The organism is Providencia sp. PROV109 (assembly GCF_033681625.1).
Classification (GTDB): domain Bacteria; phylum Pseudomonadota; class Gammaproteobacteria; order Enterobacterales; family Enterobacteriaceae; genus Providencia; species Providencia hangzhouensis.
In genome coordinates this window covers 2,399,131-2,420,486 of sequence record NZ_CP096320.1, presented here as the reverse complement: position 1 = coordinate 2,420,486, position 21,356 = coordinate 2,399,131, and the positions used below count along the sequence as shown (strand labels likewise).

Below are 21,356 nucleotides of genomic sequence, written 5' to 3'. Positions count from 1 at the left end.
CTATATAAATACTAAATTTAACGATTAGTATTATTTAATCTACTGAGATGAAATATTAAGTCATTCATGGTCTATTTAATTGATAAATTGGAATATTGTAAAAGGCGAATTTAAGGTTGAGAACGCCTAAACGTCAAGTTATAGCGGTAAGGCCCTAACAACGGGTGTACACCTGATTTAATACGACGTACTCCATGATAATTTAACCGTGACCGACCGCCCCATACCAAGACATCCCCATGTTCTAAATAAACAGCGATTTTAGGCGCATCACGGGTTGCCCCACCAAAATCAAATATTGTGGGTAGCCCTAAAGAAAAAGAAACAATTGGATGAGTGAAATCAGCTTCGTCTTTGTCTTGGTGCAATGACATTGCAGCGCCAACTGCATACCGGTTAATTAAGCAAGCATCAGGGATAAAATGTTCGAAGCCAGCGGTACTCGCTGCTGAAGTTGCCAATTGAACAAACGAAATAGGCATAGGTTGCCACGGCTGGTTCGTGACAGGGTCACGCTGACTGTAACGATAACCCTTTTTATCTGTCACCCAACCCCAGTCGCCGCAGTTAGTCATTGCTGCCGACATTTGATAACCATTGGGTGTTGCCATATGCCTTAATGGATTAGCAGTAATAACGTTGCTTAATGACTGCAATAATGCATCACTTTGCCCCAGTAAAAAACCTTTGAGTAAAAAACCTTTGAGTAAAAAAGCCTCTGGTGCAATTTGTACGATATTATCTTCATCAGGAAATAACATATTAGTCACTAGTCACTTTTTTATAATCCAAGTGAATACTCTAATGGATATTAACACAGGAAAAAAGGTTGCTTAGCACAACAAATAAGCAACCTCCAAAATACCTTTAACGTTGATAAGCTAAAGTGACTTTTCTTGTTTCCGCTCGTTGGCTCGCCCACACACTGAGTAAAATGACAACCATACCAATAAATTGCAAGGTGCTAAGTTGTTGATTGAGATAAAACCACCCTAAAACCACCGCACTCACAGGGCTTAAGAAACCCAGTGACGCAACTGAACTTGGGCCTAATATTGCAAGCCCACGGAACCATAAAGCGTAAGTCAATGCTCCACCAATAAGCGTTAGATACCCCAACCCGATTAAATTTAATGAACTTAACGGTGGCAAAGCCGGCTCAAACACAATGGCAAATGGTAATAAAACTAAGCCTCCCGCAGTTAATTGCCATGAAGTAAAGGTTAAAGCGCTCACTGGTGGCTGCCAGCGGCGACTCAAAACCGTCCCTGCGGCCATTGAAAATGCGCCTGCTAACCCTGCAACAATGCCTAGAGGGTCTAAGGCGGCATTCGGTGTTAAAAGTAATATTGCTACCCCGAATACCCCCGCTATTGATGCGATAATGGATACCGCTGATAACCGATTATTTAACAACCAATAGCTTAGAAATAGTACAATTAATGGCTGTACGGCGCCAACCGTTGCAGCTACACCACCAGGTAAGCGATACGCAGCAATAAACAGTAACCACCAAAATAAAGAAAAATTTAAAACACCTAATATCACCACACGTAACCACCAAATACCCTCGGGAAGTTTTCGCAGCACGAGTATCAATAGTAACCCTGCGGGTAAAGCGCGCAATACCGCCAATGTTAATGGTATCCCTGCGGGTAACATTTCTGTTGTCACTAAGTATGTGCTCCCCCATACAATCGGTGCCAATGCAGTCAATCCTAAAACTGTTATACGACCCATATTTCTACTCTCTTAATTTATCTTGACCTCAAGATATGTGTATTTTACCTTGACGTCAAGATAAATAACCGCCATTATTTACCTATGGATAGAATAGATAAAATCACTCAACAGTGGGAAAGAGAACGCCCTGACCTCGATATTAGCCCAATGGGATTAATTGGTCGGTTGGGTAATGTCGCGTACCACTTAACTCGGGAAATGGAAAAGGTCTTCGCTCAGTTTGGTCTTAACCGTTCAAGTTTTGATGTGCTTGCAACTTTGCGCCGTGCAGGAGCCCCCTATACGCTAAGCCCAGGGGAAATGCTCTCAACGTTGATGGTTACATCGGGGACAATGACTAACCGAATAGACCAATTAGAAAAAGCGGGGTTAGTCATCCGCCATACCAACCCGGATGATGGCCGCGGTTTTTTGGTTTCATTAACAACTGAAGGCTTAACGCTAATCAACCAACTTATTGAAGTACATACACAAAACCAAGCTCGCCTCGTTGCTAAATTGTCACCACAAGAGCAACAAGCATTGAATCAGTTATTGCGAACATTCTTAGCGTCATTTGAGCCTAATGAAAAATAACACGCTGTCTTGAGCATAATACGAGGGGGAAATATCTCCCCCTCGTATTATTCATTGAATTGAAAAGGCAATGGCATTTGTAACCTTTCAAAACGGTCACATAAATAAACTAACTGTAATAGTACTTGGGGTTGTAAGTCACTGGAGGTAATCAATGGCTTAAACTGATTAGCCAACCAAAGAGCCCCCAAATCCTCAAGCGTTCTAATGACATACGCGATTTCATTTTGTTGAGTTTGGGATAAACATTGCCTTCCTGTACACGCTTGCGTTTCTAGTACTGAAAGTATCGGCCGAACAAGCTGGCTAGCTAACGTTAATTCAGGCACAAAAGCTTGGCTTTTTTGCTGTTTTTTCGCCATATATTCGATAATTTTATTAAAAAAACCGGAACGTTGCTTCTTACGTGGTGTACTTTCAAAGTCTAAGTAGAACAACTCAATGCTGTGTTCTTTTTTTAACCATAGCGTTTTAGGTACCAACTGAATCGCCTCTTGCGAATGATTTACCTGCACCGTAACAGCACAAATTGGCCATTGCTGTTTTGTAATAAAACGCAATTCTTCAATTTTATGGTCATCACTCCCTTGCCAGTTTAACCGTAAAAATGCTCGGTTTTTTTGTGAGTCAGTCACCGCCCATAAGACACATTGTTCTGTTTCATCCCAATAGAGTGGCTCATAGTCATCAATATGCAATAAAACGGGGGAAAACCTGTTGTCTTGTGTGAGTGTTGGCAACTCATTCGCCGCTAACTGCCAATCGGTATAACCAAATTCAGCTTTAATGTTAAGGTAATCATTGGTTGTTATCCCATTTTCTTGACTGCTAACGGCATAGCTTTCGCCAGTGGCTGATAATTTACCTTCCTCTGATACCCGTGGTGAATGCAATTTAAAGGGAGTTTTCATCAAACTCTCGGCGGTATGTTTCCATAACGCCAGTGTTTGCCAAACATTTTGTCGATTAAACGTTGGGTCAAGGTTATTACTACGACCTTGCGTGCATTGAATGATTTTTTTATTTTGTCGATCCCAAAAGCTCAATGTAGCACCAATCGCACCACTTTCGGTTTTCCACCAATTTGCATCGATAGGCAATAAATCAAATTCCATGGGGTGATTGCTATACTGCCGTCTTTGCAACCCTTTGAGCTCAATAAGCTGATGTTCATTTGCTACTGATAATTGATGCAAATAAGCTGATATTTCAGCTATCAACCGTAAAACTTGCCCTTCATCCATTGTAAAGTGCTTATCAGCTAGTCGTTTGACTTGCTGGCTAAGGCGTCTCATATAATTGGCTAAGCGAGGCAACCCTTCCGCACGCGCTGACATATTCAGTAATTGCAACTGGCTAGCACTGCTTTGGCTAATATGCGATAGCCCTTGTCGTAACATATCCTGAATGAATTGTTCTATTGAACTCATCACCATTTTATCATCTTGGCTAAGCACCTGTTGATGAGTTTGACTTGCGGTTAGTTCCTCAGGCCAACGCCACTCTTGGCCATGCTGAAGCATTAATTTTGCAATAATAGCAAGATGAACCGCATTTTTTTGTTTTTCGGGTAGTGATGAAATCATGCCCTGCAAACCACTACCACGCATATAAATAATTGGCTCATCATATTCTGGTAGAATGATTTTTAACTGGTTCGATTGCGCTTCATAAACTAATTCTTTTTCTTGCCACTCCTGTATAAATCTAAACGCTAAACGCATATCAGGCTTAGAAGCTTGCTTGAATAGGCTTTCTGGTAACAATGCTAATAATTCGCTTAGCACCGTTTCACTGGCTATCGGCTCCGCTGAATCAATTTCTGTGGTTGCATTCGATTGTACCCACAAAACGGCCGCTAAAATGTGTTTACAGCACCCTGTTGCTGGGCAATCACAAGTGGCTTTTTGGATCCCTTGTGCATCTAAAGAAACACGTTGCCCATCACTCGTGAATGTTCCAGCGTCTAAGTCTGTTGGGTTAACTTTTTGGTTTTCAACGTCTTTACGTGCACGTCGAAGTAACCCCACATTCGCAAATACGGCTAATGCATCGTCGTCATACTGTAAGTAACTGTTTTGCCAGTTCATTGCATGACCTCTGCTAACCATTGTGCAAAATGTTCCGGTGTTAATGCCGCAACATGCATCCCTCTATCAGCAAGTTTTTGGGCAATGTCAGGATCATAAACGGGCAGTGCCTCATCATCCAACGCCGCTAGACCCAATAACTTCACTTGTTGGCTATGTAGGCGTTGTGTGCAATTGAGTAAATGATTGAGGGCGCCCCCCTCTTCAAAATCACTGATTAAGCTAATCACGGTACGTTTTGGGTTGCGGATTAAACTTTCACAATATTGCATCGCTTTAGCGATATCCGTTCCGCCCCCCAATTGCACTGTCATTAACACTTCAACAGGATCATGAGCAAGGTGGCTTAAATCAACCACTTGAGTATCAAAAATTACTAAAGATACACGCACTGTCGGTAATGCCGCGAGTATACTCGCGCATACAGCCGCATACATAATAGAACTCGCCATCGAGCCACTCTGGTCCACACACAGGATCACATCCCACGGTAAGTGTTGTTGTTGACGAGAATTAAAATGAGGCGTTTTTATCACTAACCGTTGATTTTGTTTATCATAATTCTTCAAGTTGGCGGCAATAGTTCCTCGCCAATCAAAATTACGGCTGTTTGGAACCAGTGAGCGTCGAAAACGGTTACGCCGCCCTGTTAATGCATGACGAAATTGGTTACGCATTTGACTCAAAATATCATCCACCACTTTGCGTATAATATTTTTGACGGCATCACGGGTTTCTTCGTTCATCTTCCCGCGTAGGCTTAACAACGCTTTTGCGAGAGATTTTGTTGGCTCCATGGCATTTAGCGCTTGTGGGTCCTTTAATAAGCTACTGATCTCATAACGCTCTAATGCTTGGGATTGCATTCGCTCAAAGGTACTATTGGGGAACAATTTACGCGCTTGGTTTAACCAATTAACCGCCGTTAATTGAGAAGCATCTAAGGAACCATGGCGCCCAGCTTCTTGCTTTAAACCTCGGCGTTGGTATTCCCGACGATATAAAAAGTCCAAAGAGCGTTCTATTTTTAACTCTTCAGCACTAAAGACGGCCTGACCAAGTGCATTATCGGCATATTGCCCAAGTATTAAACGCCAGCGCTTAGCCAATTTAAGCTGTTCAGGGGTTAATATGACATTTTTCTGACTCATTATTTGCCTTCCTGAGTGCTAATAAGCCAATTTTGCAACCCCAGTTCAAGCAGCTGGCCTTGTAACTGTTGTTCGAGTTGAATCACTTGCATCATTTGTTGTTCATTAAATTCTGTTTGGTGCAATGTGAGCTCTTTTGCCTCAATCGCTAAGTCTTGTGCCACATATTGTGCCATTTGTGCATTTTGTTTTGGTGTTAGCTGGCTAAACGCAAACCGTAAATCAGGTAAAACCTGAATAAAACGCCCTTCATCCCATTCACTAAGCAACTGATTTAACATATCAATGAGTAATGGTATACGTAAGATCAACTCGGGTGCAGTTCGCATCACACCAATAAAATAGCCAATTGCCATTTCGGGATCACTACCAGTGCTGAACGCGCGTTTAATTTCCTCTATCAAGATGGTTTCATCAATTTTCGCCCCAAGGTAACGCAAAGCATCCACGGCACCTTTTAAAAGAGGCGCATGGTTTAACTGCCCTTCACAGCGGTCTAATTCATGATAAAAATCGATGCTATAATCATGATTTTTATTAATTTCAGGCATAAAAGTGATTAATTCACGGCAAGCAAGTAATGCTGAAAAATGGTGTTCCTGCTGCTGTTCATCCCCTTGTGTAATTTGTGCAAAACAATAAAACGCTTGTTGCAACAGGGCATCTAAACGTGCTTCGATAGCAAAACCATCTTCAATATCAAAGAATTGGCGCCCTCGCCACAGATGAACAAGCTTATGACCACAAACTATCAAGGATTCAAACTTTGCATCCTGTTGAATATAGCCATCCAACAATGAAAATAATGCAGGCATCCGTTGATGCAGCCCAATTAATGCAGCTTGCATAAGTAGTGCGACCGCACTTTGGCTTGAACGACTAACGCCTTGCTGTTCTAGGTTTTTTTCCATTTCAAACAAACGGTTTAGCGCGATAGTTTTTAATTGTGTTCCTTGTTCCGATAAGGCAATCAATTCCCCTTCAACATTGGGCGTCCACGCGTATTGCCATTCTTCAAACAATAAATCCATTTGGTTACCAGACAAAAAGTTTGGCCCAGATAGATGCTTCGCAAAATGGATATCAAGAAATGCTAATAAATGCAGGAATCGGCTACGCGCACGATGTTGTTGATTACGATAGACATCTAAGCGACTCACCTTACTTAAGGTGTCATCAAGCTTGAAACGAAAACTTTTTGCTATTTCATAAGTTTCAGTGACCAACGGAGGCGTTGCTGTCCCTTTGGGGATTTTCCCGAGTAAAAAGCCAGAGAAACAAGTTTTTATTTCCTGCCAAAGCTCAATTTGGCTTTCATCTAAGCTACCTTTGATAAAAACACTTTGTAACCCATCTAACAGATCATATCGCCCAGGGCCTGCATGCCCACGAAAGGCGGCAAGACGAATGCTTTGCTCTGCGGCCAGTTTAACCGATAAAAAACCAGGAGCAGCTTCAAATTGCTTTTCACGTAAAACATGCGCAACTTTAGAAAGATAGGCAACACCTAGACGATTTCGATAAGCTTGCGTAGGCTGGTTATCTCCCGCCATCTGCGCTTGGCGTTGTTGTAACAATGACAACCATGATTGTTGGTAAAATGCAGGGGACGGCATTCCTGATGCATAGCCATTTAATGCATCGAGTTTGTCATAGCTATAGCGAATGAACCAAGCCTTGTCTTGTTCACCCAGTTTTTGCTGTTGGATAAACGTTTTTTGTTGTGCCGCAGAAAGCTTAAATTGTTGTTTGTGAGCCACTTCCAACCCTTCAAGAAGAGCAAGGGTATGGAAGCCCCCCGTTACCACCACAATTTTAGCCTGTGGATGTTGGGCTTTAATGGTTTGGATATGTGCTTGCATATATTGCTCACGCTGTATAGAACCTTCTGACTCAAGGACTTGGGGTTCATAATCAAGTCGTGCCAATGCACACCATATAAAGCTGTCCATAAAAAATGCAGGCCAATCTGCCAGTTGTTCAATCGTTCTTAATTCAAAAATTTGTTCCCATAATTCATCATGGTCACGGCAACCACTTTTCTCCGCAAGCTGGCTAATAAATAAGCTATGTACTAAGTAACGCTCTTTCTGCAAACTTTGAGATTGCATATCATTAGCTTCGTCTTCATTAACTTGCGCTGTCCATGGTAAGTCAATAAAACGTAGCTGGGCTTGGTATTGCTGACCTATTTGTAAAGCCTGCCATTCAGGGGAATACTCACAGAATGGGAAATAGGCAGAGCGAGTGACAGCGTCACTTTTATCATCTGTCTGTGTCGGTTTTAATTCTGTTTGTGCCATAATGGCGACGGGTGGCTGGGTATCATGATGTAATAAGCTCGTCAGTAGCTCATTAAAACTATCGGGTCCCTCGATTAAAACATAGTCAGGTTTGATTTGTTCAATCAAAGACAACGTGCTGTATGCACATGCGGGACTATGATGCCGAATAGGTGCAAAGTAGATACCGGCTGATTCAAGTTGTTGCCTGTCGTGTAATGCATTTTCAATGCGTTCTGGTAAAGGTATAGATAGCAAGCTCACCGCTGATTTCCCTAAGGGTTATTCGCCTTGAATGGCCTTTGCTGATTTAATCATCGTGACAATAAGTGGGTAGAACCATAACGGCTCTACCCTTGTTATGAAAACTTATTGCCAAAATGCCCTCGATGCATCAAAAAAAGCTTTCCAGTCTTGGCTATGTTTTGCCCTTTCTCTCGCGACATTATCAATGTAATAACGCATCCGTTTAATATCATCAGGGTTATCTTTTAAAACCACACCGATGAGCTGCCGTGCAACTGCTCCTGCATTGAGCGTACCATCGCCTAAGTAATGAGCTTCAAGCGCACATGCATAAGCAATATTAACGGCCTCGGCTGTCGACATAACCGCGTCTGGCGTTTTAATATTGCCTCCATCTTTAGTATTTCCTGAGCGCAATTCTTGAAATGTCGTAACCAACAGCTCGATCACGTTGCTTGGGATTGTCACTTGACCGTTCAGGTCAGCTAACTCTGTGGCTAATTGCTTATTAATCAGTTCAATTTCAAATGCAGGGTCTTGGATTGGCCGCACGGTTTCAAAATTAAATCGGCGTTTTAGTGCTGATGACATCTCATGAACACCGCGATCACGCAAGTTCGCTGTACCAATTAAATTAAAGCCTTGTTTCGCGCTGATCCGTGCATTGTCTTTCATTTCAGGGATCATCATTTGCTTTTCTGACATCAAGCTCACCAGCACATCTTGTATTTCAGGGGGGCAGCGTGTGATCTCTTCAAAACGCACAATTTTACCTTCTTGCATACCTTGGTATAACGGCGAACTAACCAGTGCTTTCTCCGTCGGGCCTTCCGCCAATAGCAATGCATAATTCCATGAGTACTTAATGTGATCTTCTGTTGTGCCCGCGGTTCCTTGAATGGTTAAACCTGAATCACCACTAATTGCAGCAGCTAATAATTCAGATAACATGGATTTTGCCGTCCCGGGTTCCCCTACTAGCATTAGTCCTTGCTTACCTAATAACGTCACAATTGCACGGTCAACCAAAGCATCATCACCGAAAAACTTTGCAGAAATATTGAGTGATTCATCACCTAAAATAAATTGCCTAACGGCACGAGGTGAACGCAGCCACCCTTGTGGTTTCGGGTTTTGTTTATCCGCTTCGGTTAAACGTGCCAATTCATCGGCAAAACGAATTTCTGCGCTTTCACGCAGAACATTCCCTTGTGTTGTTTTATTTTTAGTCATTCCAAAATCCTACGTTAAACCCGCTTACCAAGGTGTTTTCTTTTCCCACTCAGGGTCAAAACCTGCACACGCATCCGCAACTTTTAAATAATCCGCATAGCTTTCAGCTAATAAAATAGGCGGGATATCTTTTAACTCGATATAGCTGCGGTTCCATGAGCTTTGTTGTGATTTTTCAAAGCTTAGTGAAAATAAGACGGCTGGGATATTTTCCTCTGGCACATAGCTACCACTAAACTCGATATAGACATAAAAACCTAAACTAGCGAAATGTTTTGCATAATGGGTAAAGCTTCCACCATCTTCCGCTTGCCCACGTTGGTAACCCATTTTTGTCAAGACGCCACGCAAGGTATAGGTGTCGGTTAACCAACCTTTACGATCTTCAATTTCAGTTAATTTCAGATCCAGATCAGGGATTTTATGTTCCATCTGCGAGAATAAAAATTTCACTTTGGGGTTCTAGGGATTTTCCCCTCTAAAGTAACATAAATCGCCATACTCACCATATTTAAAGGCATACAAAGGTGGGTTACTTCTCCAAAGTATGGCAAATTATGAGGTTAACAACCCCTTAAACTTAATTTAATTCCTATGGCTATAAAAAACGAACTATCAATTCTTACCAAAGCTGAGCAGCTTGATCTATATTCTCCGCCGCTATTATCACTTGAACAACAACGATTGTATTTTACGCCAAACGAGATCGAGTTAACAGAGTTGAAAAGTATTCGCCTAAGGAACCACCGATGCTATTTCATTGCGTTATTAGGGTATTTTAAGTCTAAGCCTGTGATTCTTTCACCTAGCTTTAACCTCATCTTTGACGATATGCAGTTTATTTCAACGCAAGTTCAAGGAGGCAAAGGGATCAGGCCTTTCAGCATTAATAAGATGCAGCGTGACCGTATATATCAAAGAATACTGAGGTTATTAAACTATCAGAAATGGGACGAAAGTCTGCACTTTGCGCCGCTGTACGAACATCTTGTTATGGTCGGCAAAGCTTGGCTTGAGCCTCGTTATCTATTCGATGCAGCCGCTGAATATCTAGCAACGCATAGAATTGCCATCCCTAAATATACTGTCTTACAAAAGCTTATCAGTCGTGTTATCCAACAGGTCAAGAAGGCGTTAAATAATAAGCTTCGTATTCATGTTTCATCTGAACTACACGGATTTCTAAATACTATTATCGATGACAAAGATGGGCTCTCCTTAAGCCAGCTTCGAGCCGGTGCAAAAAGCGTTATGGTGACAGAGCTAAAAAAAGAACTGACGGTGTATCATCAGTTACAGCCTTATACAAGACAGATTGATAATGCTGTTAAGGGCTTAGCCTTATCGTCTAAAAACCAACAACACTTCGGTGAAATGGTGGATTATTATGGCAGTAAACTAAAACGCTTTAAGCGTCCACAGCAACACCTATGGTTGCTGTGTTTTCTGACTCAACGCATACGGCAAAGCCTAGAGCGATTGGCTGATGGGTTTATTCATCATATCCGTAAACAACAAGAAGCTGCGCATGCGTTTGCCCAACAGGCAGTGTTTGACTCATGGAGGTCAGCTGCAGACAATGTCACCAAAGCCGCAGAATTACTGCATCTGTTTGTTGATGACAGTATCGACGATAATCAACCATTTGCAACGGTTAGGCAACAAGCATTAAGTGTAATGAATAACCAAGATATAGAAACGCTATGCCTGTACTTAAAAAAGCAAAAACGCACGGTAGAAGAATATCAATGGCAATATTATGATGATCAAAACGGGTTAATTGAGCAGTTATTAAGGCCCGTGTTTCTATGTCTTGAATGCCAAGCAGGTAAAGGCTCAGAAGCATTAGTGACCCAGCTCAAAACCACAAAAACAGAACTATTAGCAGGTAATACATTGCAAACAATGGATAGTACACTTATCCAACAAAAACATCGTCCATGGTTAATTAACAAGGATGTTGTTCATCCACAGCGATACGAATGGTTGCTTTACCGTCAACTGGCTTCTCGGCTTAATGGTCGAATTTACTTATCAAACGTCACTAAATATCGTGCGCTAGAAGACGACTTAATTGCATCGTCAATACAGCCTGATCTATTGGCATCATCAACATTGGAAAAGCTAAAGCAGCCGATTCAGAAGCTACTGCAAGTAAAACAAATACGCTTAACAACATCCCTAGAAGATGTTGCTCGTCACATTGATAATGGTGATAACCGCAATGTGATCATGAAGAGCCGAAGTGGCACACGATGGCGACTGCCAGTTAAAGGCTCCCAATCACTTGTCAACAACCCTTTCTTTAAACAAATGATCCCCGTCAGTATTGCTGATGTGTTGCGTTATGTTGAACAAGAAACCAACTTTATGCAATGCTTCGCACACGTGCTGCCAATACAAAAACAAGTAGGCGCCAATCAGGATGATTTATTGGCTATTCTAATTGCGAATGCGACACATCGCGGCGTATATGGGATGGCACAAATATCTGATCGCAGTTATGAGCATCTAAGCACTATACAAGCTAATTATATTAGGCCTGAAACCTTGCAAGAGGCTAGTGATATCATCAATAACGCAGTAGCGGCACTCCCTATTTTCCGCCACTATCACATCCAAGAAGACGTCCTGCACGCCAGTACCGATGGGCAAAAATTTGAAACTCACCTTGAGACTTTTAAAACTCGCTACTCCTCGAAATACTTCGGCACCAACAAAGGTATTACGGCCATGACGTTAGTTGCCAATCATAGTGCGTTAAATGCCCGTATCATAGGATCTAATGAGCATGAGTCCCATTATATTTACGACTTACTACAATCTAATACTAGTGATCTTAAGCCAGATGTCCTCTCAACCGACACCCATGGTGTTAATCATGTTAATTATGCCTTATTGGATTTATGCGGTTATAGTTTTGCGCCTAGGTATGCTCAGTTCACCAGTGTGATCAATGACCTATTTAACGTAACTGAAAGCGACGACGGAAACACGCATCTGGCGCTGAAAAAGCCGATAAAAATGAATGTGATTGAAGAAGGCTGGCAGGATATTCAGCGTATTGTGTTATCCCTTCAAGAAAAACGCACAACACAGGCATTGCTAGTACGCAAATTATCTGGTTATCCATCTAGACACCCTATATTACAAGCATTAACGGAATATAATAGGCTCATCAAAGCCCAATATTTACTTGATTATATTGATGATGCAAGTCTGCGCCAATATGTTCAACGAGCACTGAACCGAGGCGAAGCCTGGCATTTCCTCAGGCGAGCTATTGCATCGGTCAATCGTGACCAGTTCCGTGGAAAAAACGAATCAGAAATAGTCGTCTGGAACGAGTGTGCCCGTTTGACGGCAAATGCTATTATCTACTTTAACTCGATGATCCTAAGTCATCTATTACTGCACTTTGAAGAAGTTGGTGACGAGGAAAAAGCAGCAATAACTCGACAAGTATCACCCGTTGCATGGCAGAACATTAATCTGAGCGGCACTTATCAGTTCGCTAGTAACCGCAAACTACCTGATTTACAGGAAATAACTAGGCCTATTGTTGAAAATGAAGTCTAAAATGAAAGGTAACCCAGCTCCACAAGCCATTAACTGCGAGGGTTGTGGCGATTTATGTTACTTTAGAGGGGAAAATCCCTAGAACCCCGTATGGGTATTTTCTTCCCAAGAAGAAAAAGGTAAATGGCAGGTATGACACTGCGCATCATAATAATGGAAGATTTTCGGCACGTTATTTTTAGCTGTATAGCTTTGTACATGAATAGATTTAGGAAAACAAACGACTTGGCAACTCATACAACCAGTACAACGTTTTTCATCTATCAAAAATTGGTTATTTTCAATTTCTATCGCATGCTCATCACACATCTTGGCACAAGCGCCACAAAGAATGCATTTTTCCGTGTCTAATTCGACCTTAAACCAGCTATCTTCAGGGTAAAATTGTTTTCTTGCATTTAATCCTGTTTTCACCTGGCCCTTATCTAACGGCTTTGAATCCAATTTTTGACGAAATAGCATCATCCGACGACCGCTATCGACTTGTTCAGGCTGAACAATACGTAATTGCCAAATAGGTTCTTGTAATGTTTTGAGTTTTAAATTTAATGCCGCAATCGTTGGCAACCATTTATCAACCCAGGGTTCAGCAATTTGCATACCACGAATACCATATTGCCGGTGCCAAACAATCAGTTCGTCCGCATTAGCAATCGGCTCATCATGGTTTACTATCAAAAATTCCCCTTGATAACTACGTTCATGGGGTTTGATATTTTCAATGGCATCGACAGGGCAAGCAAATAAACAATTACCACATTGAAAACATAATTCATTATTAATTTCTGCATCCATATGGCTAAATGACACAGCACCAACAGGACAACTGGTGGCACAATTATCACAGATGCTATTTTTCAGGCGTTTTCTTACGCACTGACCGTTAATTATGGGTTCAGGAGGCAGCTCTAAACTAATAAAACGTCTCATTGCTCTACACTCTCCCGTTACAACAAAAATAACTTATTTAAAATTGTTATATTTAATAGTTAAATTCTAGCATTAATTTTTACACTATTTTAGTACTACACTCTGTAAATAAAGATGATTTGGGCTAAATAATTACTTAAAAACCACAAAACTCTCTGTATTTTGGAGCCTTGTGGTTTACGCCTCCTATCTAACTCGCTTTTTTCATATAATTATCAACAAGGTTGGCAGGCTCCCAATTCTTCTGCAAATGTTCAATATCCTGAATACCAATACATTTTTCTTCGTCTTGTAGGCGTAGTGCCGCTAACGTCTCCACTAAATGATTCAATTTTTGTTGGATGGAATGCTCATTTTGCCCCTCTAAAGACCGCACATGAACTACTGTGGGAGCTATCGTATTCGGATACTGAAATATTTTTACACTACGTCCCTGCTCTGAAGTATAAATATATCGAGTTGCATTACTTCGGTGGTCAGGCTCTTCTCGAATAACGTCCTTATTAAAATTAATGAGGTAAATCGTGTTTTCACCGCCAAGGCTATATAGTGAATTCCAGCCTACAATTTCGCCATTAATAATAAAACTATTTTTTCCGCTAGCGTCTGTTAACAACCCATTTGAACCATTAGAGATGAAGACATCATTCCCTTCACCACCATATAAATTGGTATCACTTGTTGATGCATAAAGAACATTATTTCCGTAAATACCATCTGGAATTGAAATGGCTCCAGTTACCGCTTGCGCTTTAAATACCCGCCCGACCCCACTTCTATCCCAAACTTTTTGTTCTGGTCCCCTTGTCCGAATAAACAAGCGCCTAAATGGTGTATTTTCACTAATATGTATATTTTTTGTCTTTGTATCAAGAATTGATGAAAAGCTTAACTCGTTAGAAAAATTTTTAAACTCATCCATAGGGTGCCAAATCTGTTCTGGCGCTAATTCTCTTTTATATTGGCGCTGTTCAGCAAGGTAGCGAACTAAATGTGCCATACCATCATTATGAATATGGACTGGCATATGGGAGGGTAACCGCTGATGATGATAAACTTGATTATTGCTATTTTTATTATTTTGGGGCATTTTTACTTTGACTGTGCGCAAATTAGATTGCGATGTGTAAAGATGATAAGTCTCTCCCCGTTCGTCTATGACCTCATACTGTGCTTTAAAATTAAATAAATGAATGTTATTAAATCCAACTTGATCTAATATTTCTGTATTACCGCCCCCTTTACTTCCATCAATTAAATAGTGGTCATCCCCTTCTTGTCCATCAAGTTTGTCATTACCCAAGTCAGATAGAATTAAATCACTATTTTCACCACCATATACATAATCATCACCGTTACCTCCATACAAAACATTCACTCCTCCATTTGAAATAATAATATCATTACCTTCCCCTGAATTTATGATATTTCCTATCATGCTGTTGTCTTCAATTAGGTCATCACCATTGTTTGTATCTAGAATAGGATAACGAAAATTATATCCCTTAGGAATTTTTATGTAATCATCATTTACTGTTGGTAATTCCAAACACTCAATTGGTTCAATGTTATGAGAATCCTGTCCCATTTTTATCCTAAACAAATTCGCATGGCCGTCTTTAATATAAATTTCTTTACTTATTGGATATGATAAATTAATGAAGCTAATTTCAATTTTTTCATTACTGAATTTATCATATAAAAACATTGATGTTCCCAATGTCTTGATATCAAGCCCATTCTCATAAGGTAATAAAATGGTCATATCAAACTCATCTTCCATTTCTGGTTTAATATTTGAAAAATCAAAAATTATTTTACCTTGAAAAATCTGATCTGGGTTAACTTGATAAACATCTCTTCCTTTAGTAACCATGATATGACTGTTTCTACTGACCATTAAAAGGTGGTCATCATTACTCTTTCCTTTATATTCTAACTTACTCGCTAAACCATGAAATTTAAAATATCCCCATAAAGGTTGACCATATATTTTATTATCAACTGAAATTGTTTTTTCACTCTCATCGATACTTATTGTAGAGCTAGCGCCTCCCTGATAAGTAATATTAAAAATATTTTCACTTATAATGTGTGAAGCACTTGAATCCAAATGGTTTAGCTTAGTATTTAATACAAATCCGTCCTTTGTATATAATTGATATCTATGAAATATTTCCCTACCATTATTATCTATTTTATACGTGTTTTTTAAAGTAACATTCAGCGTTAAAACTTTAATTTCTGGCTCTGCCGATTTCATTTCAATAGTTAATATGAGATCATTACCAGAAATACTAACACCCTTTATTTCGTTTAACGTATACCCTAAATTTACTCGACTTTGACTTTCTGTATTTTCAATGATCACCGCTGATAATTCTAATAAATCATTATTTAATTCATCTTGATTATTGTGCCAATCAATACGACGTAAAAAATAGCTATCATTACCTTCTCCACCATTGGCTATCCCTGATTCAAATATCAACTGGTCATCTCCCTCCATACCATGAATAAAGGCAAATGTAGCTCCAGCATCTAATGTGTTAGATTCTTTAATACCTAATAATTCCGCTTTCGACGAGCTATCTCCAATTAGCATCACATCATGAACATTACGCAAATGAATGTTCTTAATTTTGTGACTATTGAAGGCCACTACTGACGTTCGATTGTTCAAATTGATATCAATTTTACTCTTGAATGGAATATCTTTAATGATTATGGTATTATTACCTCCATTCCCATCAAAGTAAATTTCGTTATTTTCTTCGACGTCATGTTCAAATAATAATGATAAGTTTGTAATATCATCTTTTTCTCCTCCAACGAGAAGTTTACTCCCTACATTGATATTAAATAAGTTTCTTGAGTCTTTTTTCCCAATGATAATGTCTGTTCCATTCCCTGAGTTAAAACTAATGTTTTTTTTCTTTGCTTCATTTTCATATCGGTAGCCAATGTTTTGCATACCTTCATAAATAACTCTAGGCTTCTCACTTAATAATTCCCTTGCAATATCAACAGGCTGGTTTAAAAATTCATTTCCTAGCCTATTCACCCTGATATCATTATTTATATCAGGGTGAATCGTATTGGTATAATTATTTCTGGATTGAAATAGCCGTAACTCTGATGCTGATAATGAACTTAGTTGTGTAGCAACTGACTGCTTTTTCTTTATATTGTAAGAATTAATTAGTTCCTTTTTATGTAAAAATTGTTTTAGTAATAAACTATCATACTCAGGATTAAGTACAATAATATCGTTGGCAACCTCCTCGCCAATATTTTTATAAGCAATAGGAGCTGTTTTATGCACAAGCCTAAAACGATAATTAAAATTCAGTTCATTAACTCTCTGTGTTTGATCGCTTTTTACCCAACGTTTATCGTGAGGGTCATATTGATAATTTTCCCGAATAAAATTAATTTGCTCTATGGTGTAGTAAGGCCCTACTTCATCGCTATCAATATGACGAAGAGGTTCACTTTTATCCACATCCGCAAACTCTGTGCTATTAATTATTTTTGAGTTATTTCTATAATAAATATAATATTTTATGTGCTCAGCAAGGATCGGTTTACCAACCAATTGTAAGTGTTCATCAAAACCCTGATATAAAAATGACAACTTGAACGCATCTAAATCTTGTTGCCAATTTATATTTTTGAAGTATGTTAAATACTGTTTATAACTAAATCGATTTAATATATTGTCTGATGGGGGAAAACCAAGTGCAGCACGAATACCTTCTCTGGCTTTTTCATCCCAGTCTAGAGAGTCACCGAGCTCCTCTTCAATTTTTTCTACTGCACGAATACCTGTATATACCATCCCTCCAATTAATAAGGAACCCGCAACAATTAAACCAACAACAGGTATTACCGATGATCCAATAATTATACCAATCATGGTTACACCAGCCACAACAATGTTGGCAATTGACAAAGAACCATTAACAATTAAGTCTTGGCGCTCTTTATCATTTGTAACCTTATCTAGCTGTTCAAATGCTTCACAAGCTTGATATATATCTAACCCCATTCCAATCAAATTAAATATAATTGTAATACGAGCTGTAATTTTTGATGATGCATTAAATGACCCGGCTTGTTTGTAAGCCAGCTTAAGTAAAATTGGCTGTAAGACCATATCCCCATAATTAAAGAAGGCATTTGCGCAGACCAAATCAAGGTTTCTCTGTATTTCTCGCCTTTCTTTATCTGATAGATTAGGATTATCTAATTCATCTATTAACTGGTAGACAGAATTGATCGTTAAAAATATTCCTGTAGAACCAACTCCTTGTCCAAAATAATTAGCTATTTTGGCATAGGCTGGTAATTTAATACCAATGCGCCGTAAATCCCCCACCGTTTTATCTACACCAGCTTGACTATCAAGTTGTGATCCCTGAATAATTTGCAATTGTTCATGTAGTACTGCCCGTGGTTGGATCTCTGAGTTAACATCAATGCGTCGTGTTATTTGGTCATTTTGCAAACTCTTATTAAGCATTTTAATGAGATTAGTATCTTTTAGATCCTCAGTTAAAAAGGTTAGTTGGAACGCTAATTTATCAGGGTCAAATTTAACATCCCCCTCCCAGTTAGGTACCTGAATATGTTTAAAATCTAGTGGCTCACCATTTATTGTTGCCCCAATATCTCTAAGTTTATTTAATGATGTTACCTGCTCGCCAAAAGTAACTTCCGTATCATCAATCACTGATATTGCTGATGACTTAAAAAAAATATCTAGCTCACTCATTATGCTTTGCCGCATCCTGAGGTATACTTCACTCTCTGTATTTATGATTTGCACTTCACCAAACAAGGCTTCACCTACTTTGTGCTTAAATCCCGCAATATTTCCTCTGGTTGATACTGAGCCATCCTCTTGCGTTATTTCTTGGTTAATATAATCATTAAAAACATTAGATAAGTGTTTCTTTGCCTGACTAAATTCTGAGTGACCAATAACAAGCTCGACGCCTGTCGTATCAGATAAAGTCAAAAAATACTTATCATTACGTGAATAGCTTGTAATTGTATATATTTCCTTATCACTTTGAAAAGTGATAATCTGATTATTTTCCATATTATCAAATAATAATATATGAGATTGCTCATTTATTTCATTAGAAACAGCCCCTAATAAATCAAAATTAGATTGATATATTTCATCAAATTTATTGAGCACTCCCTGCTCTTTACTGGTAATATTACTTAATTCTTTTTTCCGTATTAGCTTGGTTAGAACTTCAAATTTTTCATTAAGTTGCAAACTTTGTTCGTCAGTTAAATTGCTATGCTGCAAAAAGTGTAAAAGGTAGATATTCTCAAATGAATGCATTTCAACTGGCAATTTATTTACTGCAACATCGAACCCCTCTTTATATGATAACTGAGATAATGCTGCATAATTAGATTTTAGTTTTTCATGTAAATCTAAAATTAATCTAAATTCTTTTTTTAATGACTTTTCGTTTCCAAATGGGGTTTCAATATCTATATAGAGCATTAATAAATCATCAATATATTGATTATATTCTCTTAATTTTATTGGATCTTGGACTAGTTTTAAAACTTCTGCATGATTAAAGCCTTGCCCACTAGGAAATAACGCACTCAAACGGTTTATAGACTGCTGACTTAGGTAGTTTAGTTTTTCAGGTTGGTGGCTTAAAAACTCTAAAACCCCCTTTGCTTCAATAGCTTGCTGCTTAACCCCAGTGGTGTCATCATCAATAAATATTAAATCCAACATCTGAGAAAAATTATTTTCATTCTCAGCATCACAAATTGTATTAATTTTTTTACTAATAATGGGATCATATGCTGCGATATTTAATTTTTTCTTATCGATACCTCCATCTTGTAATGAAAAATACCCTTTCAAGTAAGAATGTCTATCAATGTCAATGTGGTCTACGAATAAATTACCTATACTAATATTTTCAAGTAATGACCTTATTTTTTGTCTTAATTCAAAATTACTCCCTAAAAAAACTTTAGTATATATTCCATTTATTTTAAGCTTACTCGTTAATTCCTCACTAAAAATCACCTTTTCATCTTTAGTTAACAGTGCCTTTTCATCAGTTAAATATAGAATAATATTTTCTGGCATTTTAAAACTATATCTTGTTTTTAATACATTTAATGAGTTAGCATAATGTTGAATAAAACCAGGTTCAGAGTGAAGATTATCTATTAATATCCACTGTTGTTTAGATGCCTTTAGTAAATTTTCTGGGTCGCCATACTCTGAGAAAAACTCCATTGTATTCGGGTTTAATTGAAATAACAATGCACTATCAGGGGAGTCTTTAACTAGATCTTCTGCATATTTTTTACCGGCAACACCTCTTCCTGAACGAATAATAATTTTTACAGTATCATTGTTTTTTTGCAGTTCAGCATTCATATCGCCTTTATTAATCATTAACCATAATGGTGTTTCAAATATTCCAACACTTTCATACTCACGAATTAGTTCAGTTCTAAAATGACTATTAAACTGTATATCCTTCATATTTAATTTTTGTTTAAAAATAGCGTATGCATCATGATTAAAAGCTACTTTTTTAATTAAATCAATGTCGATTTTATACTCATTATTTGGGTCCCTAAAAATATCCATGGCAGTAGAATGCTCATCCTTTATTAATTGCCAGACTTCTAGCTCACCACTTCTTAGCTCATCGATAAAATATAAGCTGGCATGCTTGCCATTAATATAAGCTTGTTGATTAGTTTGGTTAATATTAATTTCTAACCGCCAATTTTCAGTTGATTGCATTTCCCCCGTTAAACCATATGGCCAAGTTATTTTATTACTGTTTTGCGTAATACTGATGATTCGATTATAACCCACAACTGGAAGGTATATTCCATGCTTAGCTAATTCGACACTTGCCCTAAACACAAAGTTTTCATTTACACCGCCGAGTCCTAATTGGCAGCCTGCCAAAACAATCTTATTAGGTGGATATGCCTTCAGCACATGATTTTTAAGATACTTCAACCCTGCAATAACTTGGTGGGCTTGGTACCCTTCAAACTGACTCTGCTGGTTACGTCCATTATACTTACCATGGCCAATCACCGCCCAACGTATTTTCCCGTTAACTTGAGTTTGTAAATCACCATGTAGCACTTTCCACTGTTCATTTGCAATATCAAACTGTATAACAAGCGAATTATTGGGAAATTTCGCTAATAATCGTCCCGTTAATTTGGCCGCAATATCATCACCTCCTATTTGAATTAAAACGTGATAATCATATGTAGAGTCACTTGTTGGCTTACTCATTAAATGATGAGTAATTTTAAGCCTTGTAAATTCATCTATAGGATTATGCCAATTAGATATATTTTTAAGTTCGGAGGACTGCTCCCCTACTAATGGACTGCCATCTATGTGTTCCGTTAAAAATATCAAATCATCATCTTTATTAATTATTTTATCATTAGTTTTCTTATCATTTACATTTATCATCTGAATTTTCTTTCCA

The 21,356-nt window shown here is 38.6% G+C and carries 10 protein-coding genes and 1 pseudogene; 2 read left to right on the top strand and 9 right to left on the bottom strand.

What is annotated here, in order from left to right; all coding sequences use genetic code 11:
• Window positions 1-110 precede the first annotated feature (110 nt).
• Together alkB and M1F25_RS11145 are read right to left on the bottom strand one after the other, a co-directional pair.
• Window positions 111-761 carry a DNA oxidative demethylase AlkB gene (gene alkB / locus M1F25_RS11150; protein ID WP_181489697.1) on the bottom strand — a complete coding sequence of 217 codons (651 nt, stop codon included), beginning with the start codon at window positions 759-761 and terminating at the stop codon, window positions 111-113.
• Between the two features lie 106 nt (window positions 762-867).
• Window positions 868-1,740: an EamA family transporter gene (locus M1F25_RS11145; protein ID WP_004254350.1), complete on the bottom strand. Its 873-nt coding sequence runs from the start codon at window positions 1,738-1,740 to the stop codon at window positions 868-870.
• A gap of 84 nt (window positions 1,741-1,824) precedes the next feature.
• Between M1F25_RS11145 and M1F25_RS11140 the strand changes: the two genes are divergently transcribed.
• Window positions 1,825-2,319, top strand: coding sequence for a MarR family winged helix-turn-helix transcriptional regulator (locus tag M1F25_RS11140; protein ID WP_004254353.1), 495 nt, complete (start codon window positions 1,825-1,827; stop codon window positions 2,317-2,319).
• 47 nt (window positions 2,320-2,366) lie between these two features.
• On the opposite strand, the gene M1F25_RS11135 is transcribed toward M1F25_RS11140, so the two are convergent.
• From M1F25_RS11135 to M1F25_RS11115, 5 genes and pseudogenes are all read right to left on the bottom strand, one after another.
• Window positions 2,367-4,409 (bottom strand): SWIM zinc finger family protein, encoded by a 2,043-nt coding sequence (locus M1F25_RS11135; protein ID WP_112307109.1) that lies wholly within the window; start codon window positions 4,407-4,409, stop codon window positions 2,367-2,369.
• Window positions 4,406-5,560 carry a VWA domain-containing protein gene (locus tag M1F25_RS11130; RefSeq protein WP_112307108.1) on the bottom strand — a complete coding sequence of 385 codons (1,155 nt, stop codon included), beginning with the start codon at window positions 5,558-5,560 and terminating at the stop codon, window positions 4,406-4,408. The genes M1F25_RS11135 and M1F25_RS11130 overlap by 4 nt, the downstream gene beginning before the upstream one ends.
• The gene (locus M1F25_RS11125; protein WP_181487882.1) at window positions 5,560-8,106 is read right to left on the bottom strand and encodes a DUF5682 family protein; all 2,547 of its coding nucleotides are present in this window, start codon (window positions 8,104-8,106) and stop codon (window positions 5,560-5,562) included. The genes M1F25_RS11130 and M1F25_RS11125 overlap by 1 nt, the downstream gene beginning before the upstream one ends.
• A 105-nt stretch (window positions 8,107-8,211) precedes the next feature.
• Window positions 8,212-9,321 (bottom strand): ATP-binding protein, encoded by a 1,110-nt coding sequence (locus tag M1F25_RS11120; protein WP_112307106.1) that lies wholly within the window; start codon window positions 9,319-9,321, stop codon window positions 8,212-8,214.
• Window positions 9,322-9,345: 24 nt separating this feature from the next.
• A pseudogene (locus M1F25_RS11115) lies at window positions 9,346-9,777 on the bottom strand (hypothetical protein); the annotation flags it as partial.
• 138 nt (window positions 9,778-9,915) lie between these two features.
• Between M1F25_RS11115 and M1F25_RS11110 the strand changes: the two are divergent.
• Entirely contained in the window at window positions 9,916-12,900 is a 2,985-nt protein-coding gene (locus M1F25_RS11110; RefSeq protein WP_008126957.1) for a Tn3-like element ISKox2 family transposase, read from the top strand.
• Window positions 12,901-12,978: 78 nt separating this feature from the next.
• On the opposite strand, the gene M1F25_RS11105 is transcribed toward M1F25_RS11110, so the two are convergent.
• Window positions 12,979-13,830, bottom strand: a complete 852-nt coding sequence (locus tag M1F25_RS11105; RefSeq protein ID WP_318836599.1) for a DUF362 domain-containing protein — start codon at window positions 13,828-13,830, stop codon at window positions 12,979-12,981.
• A gap of 190 nt (window positions 13,831-14,020) precedes the next feature.
• The gene (locus M1F25_RS11100) at window positions 14,021-21,340 is read right to left on the bottom strand and encodes a C80 family cysteine peptidase (RefSeq protein WP_181487874.1); all 7,320 of its coding nucleotides are present in this window, start codon (window positions 21,338-21,340) and stop codon (window positions 14,021-14,023) included.
• Between the last annotated feature and the right edge of the window lie 16 nt (window positions 21,341-21,356).

Coding starts and splice junctions, on each gene's coding strand:
- alkB (WP_181489697.1), bottom strand. CDS start 761: ATGTTATTTCCTGATGAAGATAATATCGTACAAATTGCACCAGAGGCT.
- M1F25_RS11145 (WP_004254350.1), bottom strand. CDS start 1,740: ATGGGTCGTATAACAGTTTTAGGATTGACTGCATTGGCACCGATTGTA.
- M1F25_RS11140 (WP_004254353.1), top strand. CDS start 1,825: ATGGATAGAATAGATAAAATCACTCAACAGTGGGAAAGAGAACGCCCT.
- M1F25_RS11135 (WP_112307109.1), bottom strand. CDS start 4,409: ATGAACTGGCAAAACAGTTACTTACAGTATGACGACGATGCATTAGCC.
- M1F25_RS11130 (WP_112307108.1), bottom strand. CDS start 5,560: ATGAGTCAGAAAAATGTCATATTAACCCCTGAACAGCTTAAATTGGCT.
- M1F25_RS11120 (WP_112307106.1), bottom strand. CDS start 9,321: ATGACTAAAAATAAAACAACACAAGGGAATGTTCTGCGTGAAAGCGCA.
- M1F25_RS11110 (WP_008126957.1), top strand. CDS start 9,916: ATGGCTATAAAAAACGAACTATCAATTCTTACCAAAGCTGAGCAGCTT.
- M1F25_RS11105 (WP_318836599.1), bottom strand. CDS start 13,830: ATGAGACGTTTTATTAGTTTAGAGCTGCCTCCTGAACCCATAATTAAC.
- M1F25_RS11100 (WP_181487874.1), bottom strand. CDS start 21,340: ATGATAAATGTAAATGATAAGAAAACTAATGATAAAATAATTAATAAA.